16 protein-coding genes are annotated in these 17,292 nt (G+C 60.7%); 11 read left to right on the top strand and 5 right to left on the bottom strand.

What is annotated here, in order from left to right; all coding sequences use genetic code 11:
• Positions 1 to 73 precede the first annotated feature (73 nt).
• The gene (locus GLX_RS01885) at positions 74 to 451 is read left to right on the top strand and encodes an NAD(P)-binding domain-containing protein (RefSeq protein ID WP_014104356.1); all 378 of its coding nucleotides are present in this window, start codon (positions 74 to 76) and stop codon (positions 449 to 451) included.
• Here the strand turns inward: GLX_RS01885 and GLX_RS18345 are convergent.
• Positions 439 to 612: a hypothetical protein gene (locus GLX_RS18345; RefSeq protein WP_158309210.1), complete on the bottom strand. Its 174-nt coding sequence runs from the start codon at positions 610 to 612 to the stop codon at positions 439 to 441. The genes GLX_RS01885 and GLX_RS18345 overlap by 13 nt on opposite strands.
• Positions 613 to 913: 301 nt before the next feature.
• On the opposite strand from GLX_RS18345, the gene GLX_RS01880 reads away from it, so the two are divergent.
• From GLX_RS01880 to wrbA, 3 genes are all read left to right on the top strand, one after another.
• The gene (locus tag GLX_RS01880; protein WP_193360666.1) at positions 914 to 2,371 is read left to right on the top strand and encodes a phosphomannomutase; all 1,458 of its coding nucleotides are present in this window, start codon (positions 914 to 916) and stop codon (positions 2,369 to 2,371) included.
• A 219-nt stretch (positions 2,372 to 2,590) separates the two neighbouring features.
• Positions 2,591 to 3,025, top strand: a complete 435-nt coding sequence (locus tag GLX_RS01875; protein ID WP_014104354.1) for a 2OG-Fe(II) oxygenase family protein — start codon at positions 2,591 to 2,593, stop codon at positions 3,023 to 3,025.
• A 107-nt stretch (positions 3,026 to 3,132) separates the two neighbouring features.
• Positions 3,133 to 3,729, top strand: coding sequence for an NAD(P)H:quinone oxidoreductase (gene wrbA, locus GLX_RS01870; RefSeq protein ID WP_014104353.1), 597 nt, complete (start codon positions 3,133 to 3,135; stop codon positions 3,727 to 3,729).
• 58 nt (positions 3,730 to 3,787) lie between these two features.
• Here the strand turns inward: wrbA and GLX_RS01865 are convergent, their stop codons facing one another.
• Complete coding sequence (locus tag GLX_RS01865) at positions 3,788 to 4,729, bottom strand: LysR family transcriptional regulator (RefSeq protein WP_041247072.1); 942 nt, start codon at positions 4,727 to 4,729, stop codon at positions 3,788 to 3,790.
• 168 nt (positions 4,730 to 4,897) lie between these two features.
• Between GLX_RS01865 and GLX_RS01860 the strand changes: the two genes are divergently transcribed.
• The 7 genes from GLX_RS01860 (at position 4,898) to GLX_RS01830 (ending at position 11,094) form a co-directional block, all read left to right on the top strand.
• Positions 4,898 to 5,599 carry a pirin family protein gene (locus GLX_RS01860; protein WP_014104351.1) on the top strand — a complete coding sequence of 234 codons (702 nt, stop codon included), beginning with the start codon at positions 4,898 to 4,900 and terminating at the stop codon, positions 5,597 to 5,599.
• Positions 5,600 to 5,703: 104 nt separating this feature from the next.
• Positions 5,704 to 5,889 carry a hypothetical protein gene (locus GLX_RS01855; protein ID WP_041247071.1) on the top strand — a complete coding sequence of 62 codons (186 nt, stop codon included), beginning with the start codon at positions 5,704 to 5,706 and terminating at the stop codon, positions 5,887 to 5,889.
• 108 nt (positions 5,890 to 5,997) lie between these two features.
• Positions 5,998 to 6,330: a hypothetical protein gene (locus GLX_RS01850; protein WP_014104350.1), complete on the top strand. Its 333-nt coding sequence runs from the start codon at positions 5,998 to 6,000 to the stop codon at positions 6,328 to 6,330.
• A gap of 170 nt (positions 6,331 to 6,500) precedes the next feature.
• Positions 6,501 to 7,526 (top strand): MYG1 family protein, encoded by a 1,026-nt coding sequence (locus GLX_RS01845; RefSeq protein WP_041247070.1) that lies wholly within the window; start codon positions 6,501 to 6,503, stop codon positions 7,524 to 7,526.
• A gap of 232 nt (positions 7,527 to 7,758) precedes the next feature.
• Positions 7,759 to 8,619, top strand: a complete 861-nt coding sequence (locus GLX_RS01840; RefSeq protein WP_014104348.1) for a glucose 1-dehydrogenase — start codon at positions 7,759 to 7,761, stop codon at positions 8,617 to 8,619.
• Complete coding sequence (locus GLX_RS01835; protein ID WP_014104347.1) at positions 8,612 to 9,880, top strand: AGE family epimerase/isomerase; 1,269 nt, start codon at positions 8,612 to 8,614, stop codon at positions 9,878 to 9,880. The genes GLX_RS01840 and GLX_RS01835 overlap by 8 nt, the downstream gene beginning before the upstream one ends.
• Before the next feature lie 362 nt (positions 9,881 to 10,242).
• Positions 10,243 to 11,094 (top strand): FkbM family methyltransferase, encoded by an 852-nt coding sequence (locus GLX_RS01830; RefSeq protein WP_014104346.1) that lies wholly within the window; start codon positions 10,243 to 10,245, stop codon positions 11,092 to 11,094.
• 86 nt (positions 11,095 to 11,180) lie between these two features.
• Here GLX_RS01830 and GLX_RS01825 read toward each other — a convergent pair whose 3' ends face one another.
• Genes GLX_RS01825 through GLX_RS01815 form a run of 3 tightly spaced genes read right to left on the bottom strand, consistent with a single transcriptional unit; the run spans position 11,181 to position 17,142 of the window.
• Positions 11,181 to 12,767, bottom strand: a complete 1,587-nt coding sequence (locus GLX_RS01825; protein ID WP_014104345.1) for an efflux transporter outer membrane subunit — start codon at positions 12,765 to 12,767, stop codon at positions 11,181 to 11,183.
• On the bottom strand, positions 12,764 to 13,951 hold the full coding sequence (locus tag GLX_RS01820; protein WP_014104344.1) for an efflux RND transporter periplasmic adaptor subunit: 1,188 nt from the start codon (positions 13,949 to 13,951) through the stop codon (positions 12,764 to 12,766). The genes GLX_RS01825 and GLX_RS01820 overlap by 4 nt, the downstream gene beginning before the upstream one ends.
• The gene (locus GLX_RS01815; protein WP_041247069.1) at positions 13,951 to 17,142 is read right to left on the bottom strand and encodes an efflux RND transporter permease subunit; all 3,192 of its coding nucleotides are present in this window, start codon (positions 17,140 to 17,142) and stop codon (positions 13,951 to 13,953) included. The genes GLX_RS01820 and GLX_RS01815 overlap by 1 nt, the downstream gene beginning before the upstream one ends.
• Positions 17,143 to 17,292: the final 150 nt, after the last annotated feature.

Genomic DNA, 17,292 nt, shown 5'->3' with positions numbered 1-17,292 from the left:
CCCATGCCCTGTTTCCGCGCCCCACCACGCACGTTCAGCCCAGTAAGGAAAAACAGGAAATGGGAGTCAGGTCATGAAGATCGGGTTTGTCGGGCTGGGCGCCATGGGGCACTCCATGGCGCAACGCCTGCTGGCGGCAGGGCATGGGCTATGCGTGTACAACCGCATTGCCGCCAGGGTGGATGACCTGCTGGCACAGGGCGCAACCCTGGCCCCTACCCCGCCCGCCGCGGCACAGGGGGCGAACATCGTCTTTTCCATGCTGTTTGATGATGCCGCTGCACAGGTTCTGACCTTCGGTCCCGGTGGCATTGCCACCACGCTGGGTGCAGACGCCATCCATGCCTGCTGCAGCACGCTCTCGCCGAAACAGGCCCGCAGGCTGCGCGACGGGCGCGCCGCCCGCGATGGCGGCGGGGAATGGCAGGCGGGACTGTGTTATTCTGCTTGAATGCGTACGACGCGATGTCGGTCTGCCTCCACCCCGCGCCCGGCCGGGGGTACAGGACTGACAACTGACACGGCTACGATGCCGCGGGCCTGCTGGTCGCGCATGTCGAAATACTGCTTGAGCGCAACATACTGCAGAAAATGAACCAGGTTTGCCATCATCCCCTCCCTATTGATCCTGAATACCGATAGAGTAATAAACGCAACGACAGGAGAAACGGTTTCATTTTTTCTTGAAAACCGAAAGATTTCTTACATGGATACATATGCGCCACCTTTCCACCCCGCACCGTTTTCCTGCATGTAGCATGGCCTTTGTCATGCCATATTTCCCCATGCCCATATTGCCCTTCGGCAGGGACATGACATGAGGCGTGCGCAGACGCTCCTTATCGTGTAGCCTTGGGAACCAGTCCGATACGATGACAGATGCGAGAAAGACCTTATGAAAATAGCCCAGTGGATGCAGCACTCTGGCGTCGCGTTCGGGACCAGCGGCGCGCGCGGCCTTGTTACCGCCATGACGGATCGCGTTTGCTTCGCCTATACGGTGGGCTACCTCCGGCATCTGGCCACCTTGGGTGAGTTCGCACCCGGCACAGATGTTGCCGTAGCGGGAGACCTGCGGCCCAGCACGCCGCACATCCTGCGCGCCTGTGTCGCGGCCATCACCCACATGGGGGGGCGGCCGGTCTTCTGCGGTTTCGTGCCAACGCCAGCGCTGTGCCTGTATGCCTTTGGCCGGGGCATCCCTTCGCTCATGGTCACAGGCAGCCATATTCCGGCGGACCGCAACGGCATAAAGTTCAATCGCGCGCATGGGGAATTCCTCAAATCCGATGAAGCTGCGATGCGTGAGGAAGATGTGGACCTTCCCGATAGCCTGTTTGATGGCAGTGCTGCGCTCATATCCCCCCCAATCCTGCCACCCGTGACCGATGTCGTGCCCGGCTTTATCGCTCGCTACCGTGATTTTTTCGGTTCTGATGCCCTGTCTGGCCTGACCCTTGGCATCTACCAGCATTCCGCCGTGGGGCGTGACGTGCTGGTGCATATTGTCGAAGCGCTGGGTGGCCGTGCCGTACCGCTTGGCCGGATGGAGGATTTTATTCCCGTCGATACCGAAGCCGTCCGCCCCGAGGATGCCACCCTGGCGCGCCAGTGGGCGAGCGATGGTGAGCTTGATGCGATCCTGACCACCGATGGCGATTCCGACCGCCCCCTCCTGGCCGACCGTGCGGGGGACTGGCTGCGGGGCGATGTGCTGGGCATTCTGGCCGCGCGCTTTCTGGGCGCCTGCGCCGTGACCACGCCGGTTAGCAGCAATAGCGCGCTGGAACTCTCGGGCTTTGCCAGTGATGTGCGGCGCACCCGCATCGGCTCGCCCTTCGTGGTTGCCGCCATGACCGAAGCCGCCGCCGCTGGTAGCCTGCCTTCGGTCGGGTACGAAGCCAATGGTGGCTTCCTGCTGGGCAGCGACGTGACACGCAATGGCCGCACTCTGCGCGCCCTACCCACCCGTGATTCCGTGCTGCCCATGCTGTGCGCGCTGGTCGCCGCACGCGACGCGGGCATGGATCTGGCTGAACTGGTGCGCACCCTGCCGCCCCGCTTTACCCTGAGCGACCGGCTGGTTGAAATGCCCACCGCACAGAGCAGAGACCGGATTGCGCGTCTGAGCGAAGACCCCGTACAGGGAGCCGAGGCGCTGGGCCTGTGCAAAATCTGCGGCCCGCTTGCCAGCGTAGATGAAACCGATGGCCTGCGCATGACCTTTGCCGATGGCAGGGTCGTCCACCTGCGCCCTTCGGGCAACGCACCGGAACTGCGGGTCTATGTGGAGGCCGACAGCCCCGAACAGGCGCAGACCCTGCTCAGGGCAGGGATTGACGCGGTCAGCCTCTGGCGCGAACAGGCATAGCCCTGCGCGGGTGGCGGGTACACTTTTTGCCCGTCTCCCCCATTTCCGTGCAGCATGGTCTGTGGGATGGTCAGGCATGAAACCCTAAGCCCCGATCGGTGGCTACCTGTTCAGCCAGCCGGTGCGTTATGATGGCACGGCAAAAACCTGATACAGGCCAGCCTGAAGCACTGGCACGCACAGGGGTGCATTGTTCTGCTGCTCCGAACTGGCCGACCGGTGCTGCAAATACTGGGGCGCAACCCGCTGCTCAACTGCGACGACACGGGCATCCGCTCCCTGCCCGGCACCGGGTCCGCATCCGCACCAATATGTCCCTTCACCCTGTTCCTGAGCGAACTGGATGAATATGAAGGCGGTGAACTGATCATTCAGAATACTTATGGCACCCAGCGTATCCGGGTGCCTGCGGGTGCCATGGTGCTTAACCCCGCCACGATCCTGCACAGCGTACATAAAGGCACGCGCGGCAGCAGGTGGGCGGCATTCTTCTGGTCGCACTCCATGATCCGCAACGACGTGCAGCACACCCTGCCCTACCAGTTTGACTGCTCGGTCATCGAAATCCGCAAGGCCCTGCCCGATAAGCGTCCCGGCAAGCTGGGGCTGACCGCTACCTGTCACAACCTGCCGCGCCAGTGGACCGAACTGTAGACGCACGCCCAAAAGATCGGAAACGGTAGGTTTCCGTATTTGGGGTATCGGCAAGACCGGGGCACGATAGTGTTGAGACCTTCACGCCATAACGGGAGACCATGAAAATGCCCAAGGTTCTTGTTCTGTATTATTCCACCTACGGCCATATCGAGACGATGGCCCACGCAGTGGCCGAAGGCGTGCGCGCGGGCGGCCTGGAAGCCGATGTCAAGCGCGTGCCTGAACTGGTGCCCGAGGATGTGGCGAAGGCCCACCACTTCAAGACCGAACAGGCCGCCCCCCTCGCCACCACCGCCGAACTGGCGGAGTATGATGCGATCATCGTGGGGGCCCCGACCCGCTTTGGCCGCATACCCTCACAGATGGCCAATTTCTGGGACCAGACAGGCGGACTGTGGCTCAAGGGCGCGCTGGTGGGCAAGGTGGGGGCGGCGTTTACCTCTACCGCCAGCCAGCATGGCGGGCAGGAGACGACGCTGTTTTCAATCCTGACCAACCTGATCCACCATGGCATGGTCATTACCGGCCTGCCCTACAGCTTTCAGGGGCAGTTGAAGCTGGATGAAGTGACCGGCGGTGCCCCTTATGGCGCAACCACAATCGCGGCAGGCGACGGCTCCCGCCAGCCCAGCGCCAATGAACTGGACGGGGCGAAATTCCTTGGCCAGCATGTGGCCGACCTGGCGCGCCGGCTCGCCTGAACCATTACCACGCAAAAGCTGGATGGACGCCCCCGGCCATAAGGCCGGGGGTGTTCTTTCATGCGGCACCAGAATGGGCGGGAGCGTCCTGATGCTCCCATGGCGGGCGTGCGAACGCGCCTGCCAGATAATCGATGAACGTCGTGACCCGCATGGGACGCAGCGTGCTGGCGGGTGTGACCAGATAAAGTGCTACCGGGTCCGCCTCCCATTGCGGGAGCAGGCGGATGATGCGTCCGGCCTGCAACCCCTTCCACACCATGAACTCCGGGAACAGCCCGAACCCCAGCCCCGCCTCCAGCGCGGGTAGGAAGGCCTCCGCATTGTCCGAGCGCAGGCGCGCCGTCTGTGACAGCACGTATTCCCGCCCGCTCACCCGCTCATGCAGGCGGATCATGCCCGGCGCGGAGGTGTTGGTGTAGACAAAGCTCCTGTGCCCCTCCAGTGCACGCGGGTCATCAGGATGGCCGATCTGCGCCACGTAAGCGGGAGATGCAACCAGTACCAGCCGCACACCGCACAACCGCCGCGCCCGCAGGGCGGAATCCGCCAGTGCCGCGATCCGCAGCGCGATGTCATACCCCCCGGCTACAAGGTCCACCAGCGCATCGCTGTAATCCATGGTGATGTCGACCTGAGGGTACTGGCGCAGGAAACCCGGCAGCAACGGGGCAAGGTGACGCACCCCGAATGTCATGGGGGCGGCAATGCGGATCAGGCCGGATGGCACCAGCGTGCCGCCACGGGCTTCGGTCTCGGCAGCTTCGGCCTCGGCCAGAATACGGCTGGCATGACCCAGCAGCGCGCGGCCCGTCTCGGTCAGGGACATCTGGCGGGAATTGCGGTTGAACAGCGCAACCCCCAGCGCCTGCTCAAGCCGACTTACGGCCTTGGATACGGTGGGTTTGGAAAGCTGGATCTCCTCCGCCGCGCGGGCAAAGGAGCCACGTTCGGCCACTTTTGCAAAAATGGCCCAGGCTTCCAGGTCGGGCAGTCTCATCATGCATCCTCAAGCAATGCGCTCCATCCATCGTTTCCATAACCGACAACCGGAACCTTGTCTTTATGTGCAATATTCAGAAACGGTAGGTTTCATTCATTTCCATATATACCATAGAAATCCCGCGTTAACATGCCAGCACGCAAACGGAAAATGGAGTTAAGGCAGATGATCGAGATCCGTCCCTTTGACAGGCTGGGCCATGCCGACCATGGCTGGCTGGATGCCCGGCATCATTTCTCCTTCGCCAGTTACCATGATCCCGCGCGCATGCACTGGGGCGCGCTGCGAGTGTGGAATGATGACATGATCGCCCCCAACACAGGCTTTGGCACCCACCCGCACCGTGACATGGAAATCATCACCTACGTGCGCGAAGGGGCCATCACGCATCAGGACAGCCTGGGCAATACTGGCCGGACGGAAGCGGGCGACGTGCAGGTCATGTCGGCTGGCACCGGTATCCGCCACAGCGAATACAACCGCGATAATGTGCCCACGCGGCTTTTCCAGATCTGGATCATGCCCGACCGCACGGGGCATGCGCCCTCATGGGGAACGCGGGCTTTCCCGCGCGGCGAGCGCGCGGGGCGGTTTGTGGTACTGGCATCAGGCCATAAGGAAGATACCGACGCGCTGCCCATCAATACCGATGCACGTGTGCTGGGCGCCACACTGCGTAATGGTGAAGTGGTGGAATACCCGCTGGGAAATGAACGGTTGGGCTATCTTGTCCCCGCGCGTGGCGCGGTAGAAATAGAGGGCTTGCGGGTAGGCGAGCGTGATGGCGCGGCCATTTCCGACACCGCCGTGCTGCGTGTGCGCGCGCTGGGGGATGCCGAGATCGTACTGGTTGATACCGCACCCTGAACCGGTCCCCCTCCCGCCCTGATGGCTGCTGCCCCGAACGCTGGCTGCCCAGAACTCTGGCCATCATGCCGCGTTCCACCTGCTTCATGTTACAGGAGGTTCCGATGCGCCACACCCTGAAGATTATGGCCACGCTGGCCATGGCGGTATCGCTTGCCGGGTGCTACGGCCCCCGTCACCACCATGACCGGAGCTGGAACCATGGTGGTTATTACCATGATGGCTATGACCGCCGTGGCGGCAGACCTTACCGTGGCGGCCCGATGGGCGGTGGCGGCGGCCGGTGGTAGGGTGGCAGACATGCTGGCCGGACAGCGTATGGCTGCCATGCCTGCACCATCTGCCGCATGCACCATGATTGCGTTACCCTGCCCCGACAATGACCGTGGAGAGAGATCATGGACCCGAAAGCCGTGGCGGAAGCCTATTTCAGTCTGGGCACCCAGATCGAGGAAAGCCAGGCCCGTGTAAGCGATGCGGCCGAAGCGCTGATTCCCCTTGCCCAGAAAGGCAATGAAGACGCGCGCACCGCACTAAACAGACTGCGCGAGGCCGCCGTGTCCATGCAGGCGGAACGCACACGCGCCCAGTATCTGTGGGATCTGGCCGCAGGCCGCACCCCGCCCGCCCCACCAGTCGAGGCCACCACCCCCGACCAGCCGGGCAAGGCTGGACGCCCCCACACCTTTCTTGACAGCCTGCTTGAAGACCTGACCGGCACGCCACTGTAACGCATGCTGAGTATCTCCGGTGGACGGATGTGATCCTCCGCCCACCGGGACATGGGCCACCAGACCCGGACGGATGGCCCGACCGGCATGGGGGGATATTGTCTTGTCTCCGCCTTTGCGGCATGAGGGGGCAACCAGTTTCCCATCCCATTCCCGCGGCAGGTTCACATATGTCCCAACACACACCCTTCGGTCTTGATAATGATACGGTCACCGTCACTGCCGTGACTCATTCGGGGAATTTCCATCTGGATGAAACGCTGGGCTATGTGATCCTGCATTACGCCCTTGCACCGCAGGGAGATCTGGCGGGGCGTGTGATGGCCAATACGCCGGGGGACCGGTTGCACTTCACCCGTACGCGCACGCCGGAGCGAATTGCTGCCGCCAATATCGTATTTGACGTAGGCGGCCGGCATGACCCCGCCGCAGGCCGTTATGACCATCACATGAAGGATAAGCCCCTGCGTGAGGACGGCACGCCCTACAGCGCGGCAGGGCTGTTGTGGAAGGATTACGGCATTGCTGCCATCCGCAACATGTTGGCCACCCCGGTAGATGAGGCGGAACTCCCCGCCATCTGGCAGGCGATTGACAAGTCACTGGTCCTGCCGATCGATCAGGATGACAATGGCGTGGCAAAGATGGGCAAGCTGTCACTGGCCGATATCGTATCCGCCTGCCGTCCCGCATGGGATACGGCCGAGCTGTACGGCCCCGAACAGGCCCGTGCGCGCGAGAGCGCGGGCTTTTCCCAGGCTGCCACCACGATTGCGGGCTATCTGGTCAACATGGTGGACCGCGTGCGCGCCAGCCTGAAGGCTGCAAGCCGCGTACTGGCAGCCTATGAGGCGGCACAGGACAAGCGCATCCTGATCATGGATACGGGCATGCCAACGGAAAAGGTGATTTTCGAGCACGACCTGCCGGTGGTCTATGTCGTCTCCCCTGCCGGGCGCGATCGGTGGAACGTCAAGGCCGTGCCGCCCACGCGCGGTGACTTCGGCCAGCGCGTATCCCTGCCAGACGCATGGCGCGGGCTGGAAGGCGAAGCGCTGGCCAAGGTATCAGGCGTGTCCGATGCGGTATTTGCCCACCCTGCCCGCTTCATCTGTGGTGCGGCCAGCAAGGCGGGCGCGGTGCGCATGGCCACGCTGGCGCTGGAGATCGATGCGGCAGCCGCACCCTCCGCCTAAGATTACCCTGCTCGTGGCACGGCATGGCCGCTGCTGCGGGCCTCGCACCTGTAAAGTGGCAGGCCACACCCGGACTGTGGATCGTGGCCTGAAAATACTTCTGTTTTATTAATATTACTGCTGCTCCATATTGTTTTTATTGTGACAGGGGGCATGCAATCAGCATGCAACATATACCTCTCCCATAGCGTTGATCGGGCATTGCCCCTCCAACAGCCATACCGGAGAGACCATGACCAAGACGATCCCGCCCCAGAGCCAGCCGCACCAGCCCGGTATCGAACGCCTGATGGACCCGCCAGCCGAGCACATCCGCCCCGATTACAAAGGCAGCGGCAAGCTGGCAGGCCGCAGGGCACTCATTACGGGTGGGGATAGTGGCATCGGGCGGGCCGCTGCCCTGCATTTCGCCCGTGAAGGGGCGGATGTCGGCATACTCTACCTTGAAGAGGATGAGGATGCGCGCGAGACCATCCGCCTTGTGGAAGCCGAAGGCGTGCGCGGCCTTGCCATCCGTGGTGACGTATCGGACAGTGCCGTGTGCACAGATGCAGTCACCCGCACGGTAGAAACATTCGGCGGCCTTGATATCGTGGTGAACAACGCCGGGGTACAGTATGTCAGCAATGACCTGACCGACATTACCGATGCCCAGTGGCAGCGCCACATGGATGTGAACATCAACGGCTATTTCTATATTACCCGCGCAGCCCTTCCCCATCTGGGACAGGATAGCGTGATCATCAATACATCATCCATCAATGCCTTTGCGGGCAATACGTCACTGGTGGCCTATACTACAACCAAGGCGGCGGAAATGGGCTTTACCCGCGCCCTGGCGCTGCAACTTGCACCAAAGGGCATACGGGTCAACGCGGTGGCCCCCGGCCCGGTCTGGACCCCGCTGCAACCCGCAAGCTGGGGGCCGGTGGACCCGCAGGCGGTAGCTGACCTGGGCAAGAATACGCCCATGCAGCGCGTGGGCCAGCCAAGCGAACTGGGCCCGGCCTATGTCTATCTGGCGGCACGGGATTCATCCTACGTCACGGGGCAGACGATCCACGTCAATGGTGGAATGATCATCAATGGCTGAGGCCCTGCCGGCGCTGATGCTGCCGGTCACCTCGTGGCTACGCCTTGGGCCGCATCGCCGCTGGCTGGACATGCAAGGTCAGCGCCTGTTGGATTTCTCCAAGCCATCGCGCGTGCCCCATGGCTTTTCCGCCCTTGGCGATGACGGGCGGCTACAGCCCGATGCCGTGGCCGACAGCACGCTCACCGCGCGCATGACCCATGTCTACGCCGTGGCCATGGGCCGTGGCCTGCCCGGTTGCGCACCGCTGGCCGCCCATGGCGTGGCCTGCCTGCGCGGCGCGCTAGAGGATCACGACCATGGAGGCTGGTACCTGACCCCAACTGTGGCAGGAGCCCCACCTGAAAATTCGCGCAAGCAGGCCTACCTGCATGCTTTCATAGCGCTTGCCGCATCATCGGCGCGTGTTGCCGGAATTGCGGGGGCGCATGAACTGCTTGATTCGGCGCTGACCATATGGGAGCGACATTTCTGGAGCGAGGCGGAAGGCGTGTTTCGTGAAAGTTTTGCCGCGGACTGGTCGGATGAAGAAGATTACCGGGGTGCGAACGCCAACATGCATTCCGTCGAGGCCTGCATGGCGGTGGCGGACGTAACCGGCAATGCGGTATGGCGGCACCGGGCGCTGCGTGTTGCCGAACGCTTCATTCACACCCATGCGCGTGACGGGGGCTACTGTCTGCCCGAGCACTACAACCGCAACTGGGAGGTGCTCAGGGCCTACCACCAGAACAAGCCCACCGATGCCCTGCGCCCCTACGGCATGACACCGGGGCATTTTGTGGAATGGGCGCACCTGTTGCTCAAGTTGGAAGCCGCCCTGCTACGCACGGAAGGCCATGCTCCGCCATGGCTGGTGGAAGATGCGGTCGAACTGTTCCACAGCGGCATGAACAATGGCTGGCAGCGTGATGGCGCGCCCGGCCTGCTTTATACAATCGACTGGGCGCGCAGGCCGGTCGTGCACAACCGCCCGCACTGGTGCCAGGCCGAAGCGCTGACCGCCGCCGCTGCCCTACTCAAACGGACCGGACACGCGCGCTATGAGCACTGGTACCGCACGATCTGGGATTATATCGATACCTACATGATAGACCGCAGACAGGGCGGATGGATACAGGAACTGGACGAACACAATTACCCTTCCAGCGCCGTTTATGCCGGCAAGGCAGACCTGTACCACGCATGGCAGGCCACCATATCACCGCTGCTGCCCCTTGCACCCAGCTTTGCCACCGCCGTTACCCTTCTGGACAACTAGCATGAACACAACTCAAAAATCGTTCCATCATATTAATATGGTTGCCAAAAAATCAAATTATATTTTTATAATTCATTTATAAATCAATATATTATCTTTGCCTGTAGTAGTGCTGCCCTACATGTGCTACATTAAAAGTGGCGTGTCGTAGCGCCGTTGAAACAAGGAGGCCCCTATGTCGGGTGGCCTGCCGAATACAACACCCGGACTATAGTCCAGCGGTGAACAGTGATTACTGTTTGTCGTCTGGGGGAATAGGTAGGGCGTGAGTTTACCTTGTTTCACACGCTACGACCCACCCGACGCCAGGAGGCGTTGCTGCTCAAACACGCCTGTCGTAGGGCGATGAAACATGGTGAATAATGATGCTTCAAAAGGTGGCGGAATCACCGCCATTCGTTGTGCCTATTCAGGAACATAACGTAAACATACAGCCCTTTGGTACTTACCCTCCTACCAAAACACAGCAATGGATACGCTACATCTTTTTCAATACCTCGTTTGGATATATGAAATTGAGGCGTCCCTTTGTCGAAAGGTTCAAGCAGGAGTGTAAAGGAGGACCTGTTGATTCCTACCTGTTTGGGTTGAAGGTTCGGTTTTACCCTCAAGACAACCAGACTGATGCCAAGTCGGCGGTCTGTGGTAATTGCTACAACGCCAAAGAGTGGAGGTGGCTGGACAAGTGCCTCCCTACTGGTGGCACCTTCCTCGATATTGGTGCCAACATGGGGTTCTTTTCCCTGTTTGCTGTTACCAAGCAGGCCCGTATCATCGCTATTGAACCAAACACCATTCTCTTTGAGAGGTTATGTAACAACATGTTTCTCAATGGTAGTGCAGCATGTTTGGTTAAAGTAGCCGTAGGTGAAAGAGATGAAACCGGCACCCTGATCCAGACGAACATGGATTACGGTGGTGGCACCATTGGTCAGGGTAAAGGAGAGACCGTTCGTATCCGGCCTTTGCTGGATATATTGACGGAGTTGAATGTCAACAAGGTCAATGTGTTGAAGATAGATATTGAAGGGTATGAGGATAAAGCTTTACTGCCCTTTTTGAGTACGGCTCCTGCCAGCCTGTTACCTGATCACATCATCATGGAATACAGTGAGCGTGATCGCTGGCAATCAGACCTGATGAGCAAACTGACCCAAGTTGGCTATCATCAAAAGGCACGTAGTCGCGGCAACATTCTTATGTCACGAAAATAGGTAAATCAGCGGGTAGGTGGTTACGACCACCTACCCGTTTTTGTGTGTTTGTTCGTTGGTATATCAGCGATAGCGGCTTACGCGCCTTACTGGCGCAGGCCCGGCGTCAGCACTGGTCCGGTCAGGTCATCATCCCCGTCCGGTCCGTGGCTGTGAGGGGCGGGTACGTCACCTGCAGGGTGGGCGTTATGTAGGCCGGAATATTGCAGCGGATCAACCGAGAACAGGCGGTTGGGCGCAGGCAACTGGGCTGCATCCCACCCGCCGCCACATGCACGGATCAGGCCGATGCGGGCTTGCAGGTAACGGGTCTGGACCTCCACCTGCTGTATGCGGGCATCCAGCGTGCTGACCTGGGCAATCAGCACATCCAGGTAGGTGGCAAGCCCGCCCTTGTACAGGTTCATTGTAATGTCCTGTGTCTGGCTGGCCGCCCCCACGGCGGCGTGCAGGCGTTCGTTCTCGCCATCCAGCCGCCTTGTACGTGACAGGCCATCTTCCACATCACGGAAGGCGGCAAGCACCGTCATGCGGTAATGGTCGCGGGTTTCACGGTATGCGGACCAGCTCTGTTGCAACTGCGCGCGGCGCAGGCCCCCTTCAAACACCGGCATGGTCACAGTCGCGCCATAGGACCACATGGAATTGGCAAGGTTGGCAAGGTTGAAGCCATTGTCATCAAACCCGCCATTCATCTGGAACGAGACATGCGGATAGAACGCAGCGCGTGCGATGCCGATGGCCCGGTTGGCCTGTGCCATCTGCCGTTCGGCTACGGCAACATCTGGCCGGCGCTGCAACAGATCCGATGGCATGGGGGTGGACAGCGCAGAACGGGTGGCATTGAGATGCGAATCCGCTGCAATGTGGAAGGATGATGGGGCGACATTGACCAGCACGGCGATGGCATGCTCCATCACCTCACGCTGGGCCTGAATGTCCAGCAGGCGGGCCTGTGTGGTGTAAAGCTGGTTTTCTGCACGGGCCACATCCAACTGCGATGCCGCCTGATCCACCAGTCTTGTGCGGGTCACGCGCAGGGATTCCTGATAATACCCGATGGACTGGGTATAGATCGCCGCCTGCGCATCCAGCCCGCGCAGGGTAAAATAATCACTGGCCAGTTCCGCCTGCAGGCTGAGCCGGGCAGAAGCGTACTGCGCCGCAGCTTCCTGCGCGTAATCCTTCTGCAGGCGCACGCGGTTGCGGATGGAGGACCAGAAATCCGGCTCCCACGATGCCATGCCGCCATAGAATTCATCTGAATCCGTGATCGGCCCCTTGTAGCGGAACAGCCGCTCGGCCGAGCTTTTGTTGTTACTGCCGCCAAAGGCTAGCCCGAAATGGGGCAACAGGTCGGCACGGGCCTCGCTTACGATCGCGCGCGCCTGCAAAAACCGCTCGCTGGCTGCCTGCAGATCCCCGTTATGGTCGGTGGCGAGGGCTTCGAGTTCATCAAGCCGGGGGTCGGCAAAGCCGGTCCACCAGTTGGCGGGAATGTGGTCATCCATAGGCTGGGCCACGGCAAAAGGGGCCTGCCCCTGCCATGTGGCGGGAACGACATAGTGCGGCGCATGATAGACGGGAGCCAGATCGCACCCCGCCAGTGACACGAGTGCAAGGACGGACGCACCGCCCCTGCATACGGAACGACGCATGCGGCGGGTCATCATTCATCGTCCTTTTCATCGGTGTCATTGCTGTATCCGGCCACGGGCTGGACCACGTGCACGCTCTCGCCTTCCAGCAGGTCGGCCGGCGGGTTGTCGATGATCCGATCACCTGGGGTGATGCCTGAAAGCACCTGTGTCGCCCCATCGCCCATGCGGCCCACGGTTATGGTGTGGAAATGCGCGTGATTCTGCGCATCCACCACGGCCACCTGCATCCCGTGTTCCTGAAACACCAGCGCACCGGTGGGTATGGTCTGGTGGGCAGCCTGTTCGGGTGCTGTCAGGGTAACGGCAGCGAATGTTCCGGGCCACAGGGCATGGTCCGCATTGTCAATCACGAACTCGCTCACGCTGGTGCGGGTATCGGGGTCGTAACCGCCCGATACGGTCAGGAACTTCGCCTCGAACCTGCGGTCAGGGAACTGCGGCACCTGTACGCTGGCCTGAAGGCCGGGCTGGAGGATGTAGGACATGTTTTCAGGGATCGAGACGAACAGCCGCATCTGGTGCGTATCGGCCACGCTGAACAGTTCGCTGGCCGCACCCGTAGCATTCAGGTTGCCACCGCCTTCATGCACGTAATCGCCCACGTTGATGTCGCGCTCCGTCACCACACCGTCAAACGGGGCGACAATGACCTTGAAGCGTTCAAGGGCTGCGTAGCGGTCAAGATTGTGGCGGGCTGCTTCAAGATCCGCTGCGGCGGATTTCTCGTTCGCATCCTGCACGGATACCGACTGGCCCGATACTGCCTGTGACTTACCCATCAAGCGCCAGCGCTGGGCCGTGACAACCGCAAGGTCGTATTTCGCCTGCGAGGATTGCAGGTCCGCCTGCGCCTGCGCGAACTGGGCATCAAGTCCGGGGGTGTTGATTTCCGCCAGCACGTCGCCTGCCGCAACGCGCGCGCCATAATCCTTGTACCACATGCGCACGTAACCCGACGCCTGCGGGTAGATGGGGGCCTGGTACCATGCCTCCACCGTGCCGGGCAGGTCGAGACTGACATGGCGGGCTTCGTGGCGCGGCGAGATGACCATGACATCGGGCACGGAGGCAATGGCAGCTTCCCGCCGCAGGGCGGCAGCATGCTGCACGCGCTCGACCAGCAGGTACCCGCACCACCCCACAATAACGGCGGCGCCTGCCAACATGATGATTTTTCTGTTTTTCTGGGTGGACATCAGTTCACTTCCCCACGGCTGCGGGACGGACGGTTGTGCAGAATTGCGTAAACACACGGCACGAACAAAAGTGTGGAGACGGTGGCCACCAGCAACCCGCCAATGACAGCGCGGCCCAATGGCGCATTCTGTGAATTGCTCATGGCCATGGGCACCATGCCAATCACCATGGCCAGTGCCGTCATCAGCACCGGGCGGATACGGCCGTAACCTGCCTCCAGCGCCGCACGTAGCGCATCGCCATGTTCCTCGATCCGTTCACGCGCGAAGGACACCACAAGGATGGAATTGGCCGTGGCGGTGCCCATGCACATGATCGCCCCCGTCAGTGCGGGAACCGAAAGCCGCGTATGCGTCAGGAACAGCGCCCATGCGATACCGGCCAGCGCACCCGGAAGGGCCGAGATGATGATGAACGGGTCCAGCCATGACTGAAAATTGACCACGATCAGCAGGTAGATCAGCAGCACCGACACCACCAGCCCGAACACCAGTTCAACATAGGCATGGCGCATGGTCTCAGTCTGGCCGCGCATGACCACGGCGGCGGTGGATGGCACCTTGTTCTGCGTCTGGTCCAGCACATGCTGCACGCCTGTCGTGACCTGCCCCAGATCCGCGCCCTCGGCAGAGACATAGATGTCCACTTCAGGCATGGAGTTGAAGTGCGAGACCTGTCCCGGCGTGCCCGTGGCGCTAACATTGCTGATACCGCCCAGTAACTGCATGTGCCGCCCCTGCGGGTCACCATCGCCCTTGTCCACCGGAATGGTCATGAGGTTGTTGAAATGTGTCAGCTGGTCCTGTGATACATACACATTAAGCGGAAAGGTGATGCCCGTGGCCGGGTCCAGCCAGTATTGCGGGTCCACTGTCTGGCTGCCTGAAAGCGTCATGAGTTCGTTATTGGCAAGGTCCGCTTCCGTCATGCCGGTGGCCTGGCTGAAGGTGCGGTTGCCCTGCACGAACAGGGTCGGCGTTTTCATGGTCTGCTGGATCACCACGTCGGCTGCCCCCGGCACGCCACGCAGGCGGTTTACCAGCAGGCGGGCATAATCGTAATTGTCGCGCAGGTCCGGCCCCGAAATCTGGATGTCGATGGGTGCGGGTGATCCGAAGTTCAGGATCCGTGCCGTAAGGTCGGCAGGCTGGAAGGTAAAGACTGTGCCGGGAAAGCGTTCTGACAGGTCATGGCGCAGAATGGTGCGGTCATCCCACACAGGTGTTTCCTCATCCTTGAGCGCAATGGTGATGTCGCAATCCTGCGTGCCGATGGTGGGGGTGGGGATGAAGGCCTGGTTATGGGCACCTTCGGGCAGACCGCAGTTTTCGATCATGCTTTCCACCTTGCCGGGAAACAGTTGGTTGATCCGGTCTTCCACCAACGATGCCTCACGTCCCGCCACCTCTATGCGGGTGCCAAGGGGTGCGCGCATGTGCATCTGGATCGTGCCCGACTTGGTCTCGGGGAAGAAATCCCGCCCCGCGACCAGGTACAGCCCCAGTGAACACACCGAGACGCCAAGAAACACGCCCACGAACCGCCTGCGCCCCGCGATTGCGCGCTCCAGCACGCCCGCATAGCTTTCACGGAAGGTGTTGAACCCGCGCTCAAACGCCTGCTGAAAGCGTTCGGGCAGGCGCTTGGGATATTGCAGGTTGTGGACCTGCGGTTCGCAATGGTGGGAATCTCCATGTCCTGTCACGCTGTGACCGGCCAGCAGATATTTGGCCATGGTCGGCACCAGTGTGCGCGAGAGGATGAAAGACGCGATCATGGCGAAGATGATGGCTTCCGCCATGGGCATGAACAGCCAGCCTGCAACCCCGCTCAGCCCAAACAGCGGCAGCCAGACAATGCAGATGCAGGTGGTGGCGACAAAGGTGGGAATGACGATCTGGTTCGCCGCGTCGATGATCGCGGGTTCCAGCGACTTGCCCATTTCCAGATGCGCGTCGATGTTCTCGATCATCACCGTAGCGTCATCCACCAGAATGCCTACCGCCAGCGCCAGGCCGCCCAGCGTCATGACATTGATTGTCTGCCCCGCCCAATGCAGGCCGATAATGGCGCACAGGATGGCCAGAGGGATGGAAGTGGCGATGATGACCGTGGGCCGCCATGACCCCAGGAACAAAAGCACCACCATGCCGGTCAGGGCGGCCGCCGTGAGCATTTCGCGCACCACGTCGAAGATGGAATCCTTCACGAAGATCGAGGCATCGCCCAGTATGCTGACCTTCACATCCGGCGGCAGCAGTTTCTGGATACGCGGCAGAAGCGCCTTGGCCCCCGCCACCACATCCAGCGTCGAGGCATCGCCGCTTTTCATCACGACAATCTCCACCCCCTGCTTGCCCTTCACCAGCACAAGGTTGGTCTGCGGGTGGCCACCGCGATAGACTTCGGCCACGTCATGGACATAAATCACCGCATTGCCCACGCGCTTGACGGGAATATCGCCCAGTTCCTTCATGGATCGCGGCGTAGCGTTGGTCTGCACCATCCAGTCGGTGGCCGAGATTTTCTGGTCCCCCGCTGGCAGCACGATATTCTGCCCGCGCAGGGCGTTCTGCACGTCCATGGCCGACAGGTGATGCGCCTGTAGCTGCTGCTGGTTGAGTGCGACCATGACAAAACTGTCCATGCCGCCATAAGCCTGCGGCACCACGGCGCCGGGCACGGTGACCAGCAGCGGACGGACGCGGATCATCGCCAGCTTGAACAGGTCGGATGGTGTCTGTTTGTCAGACGTGACCTGAAGCGTGAGTACCGGCACGGAGGAAGCATCAAGGCTCATCACCATGGGGGATGGGATATTTTCAGGAAGCTGTTTTATAACCGTCTGCGATATGGCGGTGACTTCTGCTTCCGCCTTGCCAATATCGGTGCCGGGCTGAAAGTATATATTGACGATACCGCGCCCGTAATACGAACTGCTTTCCATATGTTCGATACCCTCCACAGTGGAGGTCACCATCAGTTCGTAATTGTAGATGATACGACCCGCAAATTCTTCCGGCAGCATACCGCCATAGGTCCAGACAACGGACACGACCGGTATTTTTATGTTGGGGAATACGTCCGTCGGCGTGCGCAATACCGACATGATGCCAAAGACCACAATAAGGATCGATAGCACCACAAAGGTATAGGGCCGACGTAGCGCGGTAACTACGATGGCATTCATGGGTCGGGAAATTCCCTGTATTATAAAAACCATTTCATGACGTGGCCTGTAGCCTGCAATTCATGTTGATATGGTTTTTTTATTATGTCTGTTGGCAAAAGGCCGCCAGCAGGGCTGGCCACGGCTTTATAACGCGGGGTGTGTACTGAT

Source organism: Komagataeibacter medellinensis NBRC 3288, from assembly GCF_000182745.2.
In the GTDB taxonomy this organism is placed as follows: Bacteria; Pseudomonadota; Alphaproteobacteria; order Acetobacterales; family Acetobacteraceae; genus Komagataeibacter; species Komagataeibacter medellinensis.
The sequence above is the reverse complement of the archived record's forward strand: the minus strand, read 5'-3'. Positions and strand labels throughout refer to the sequence as shown.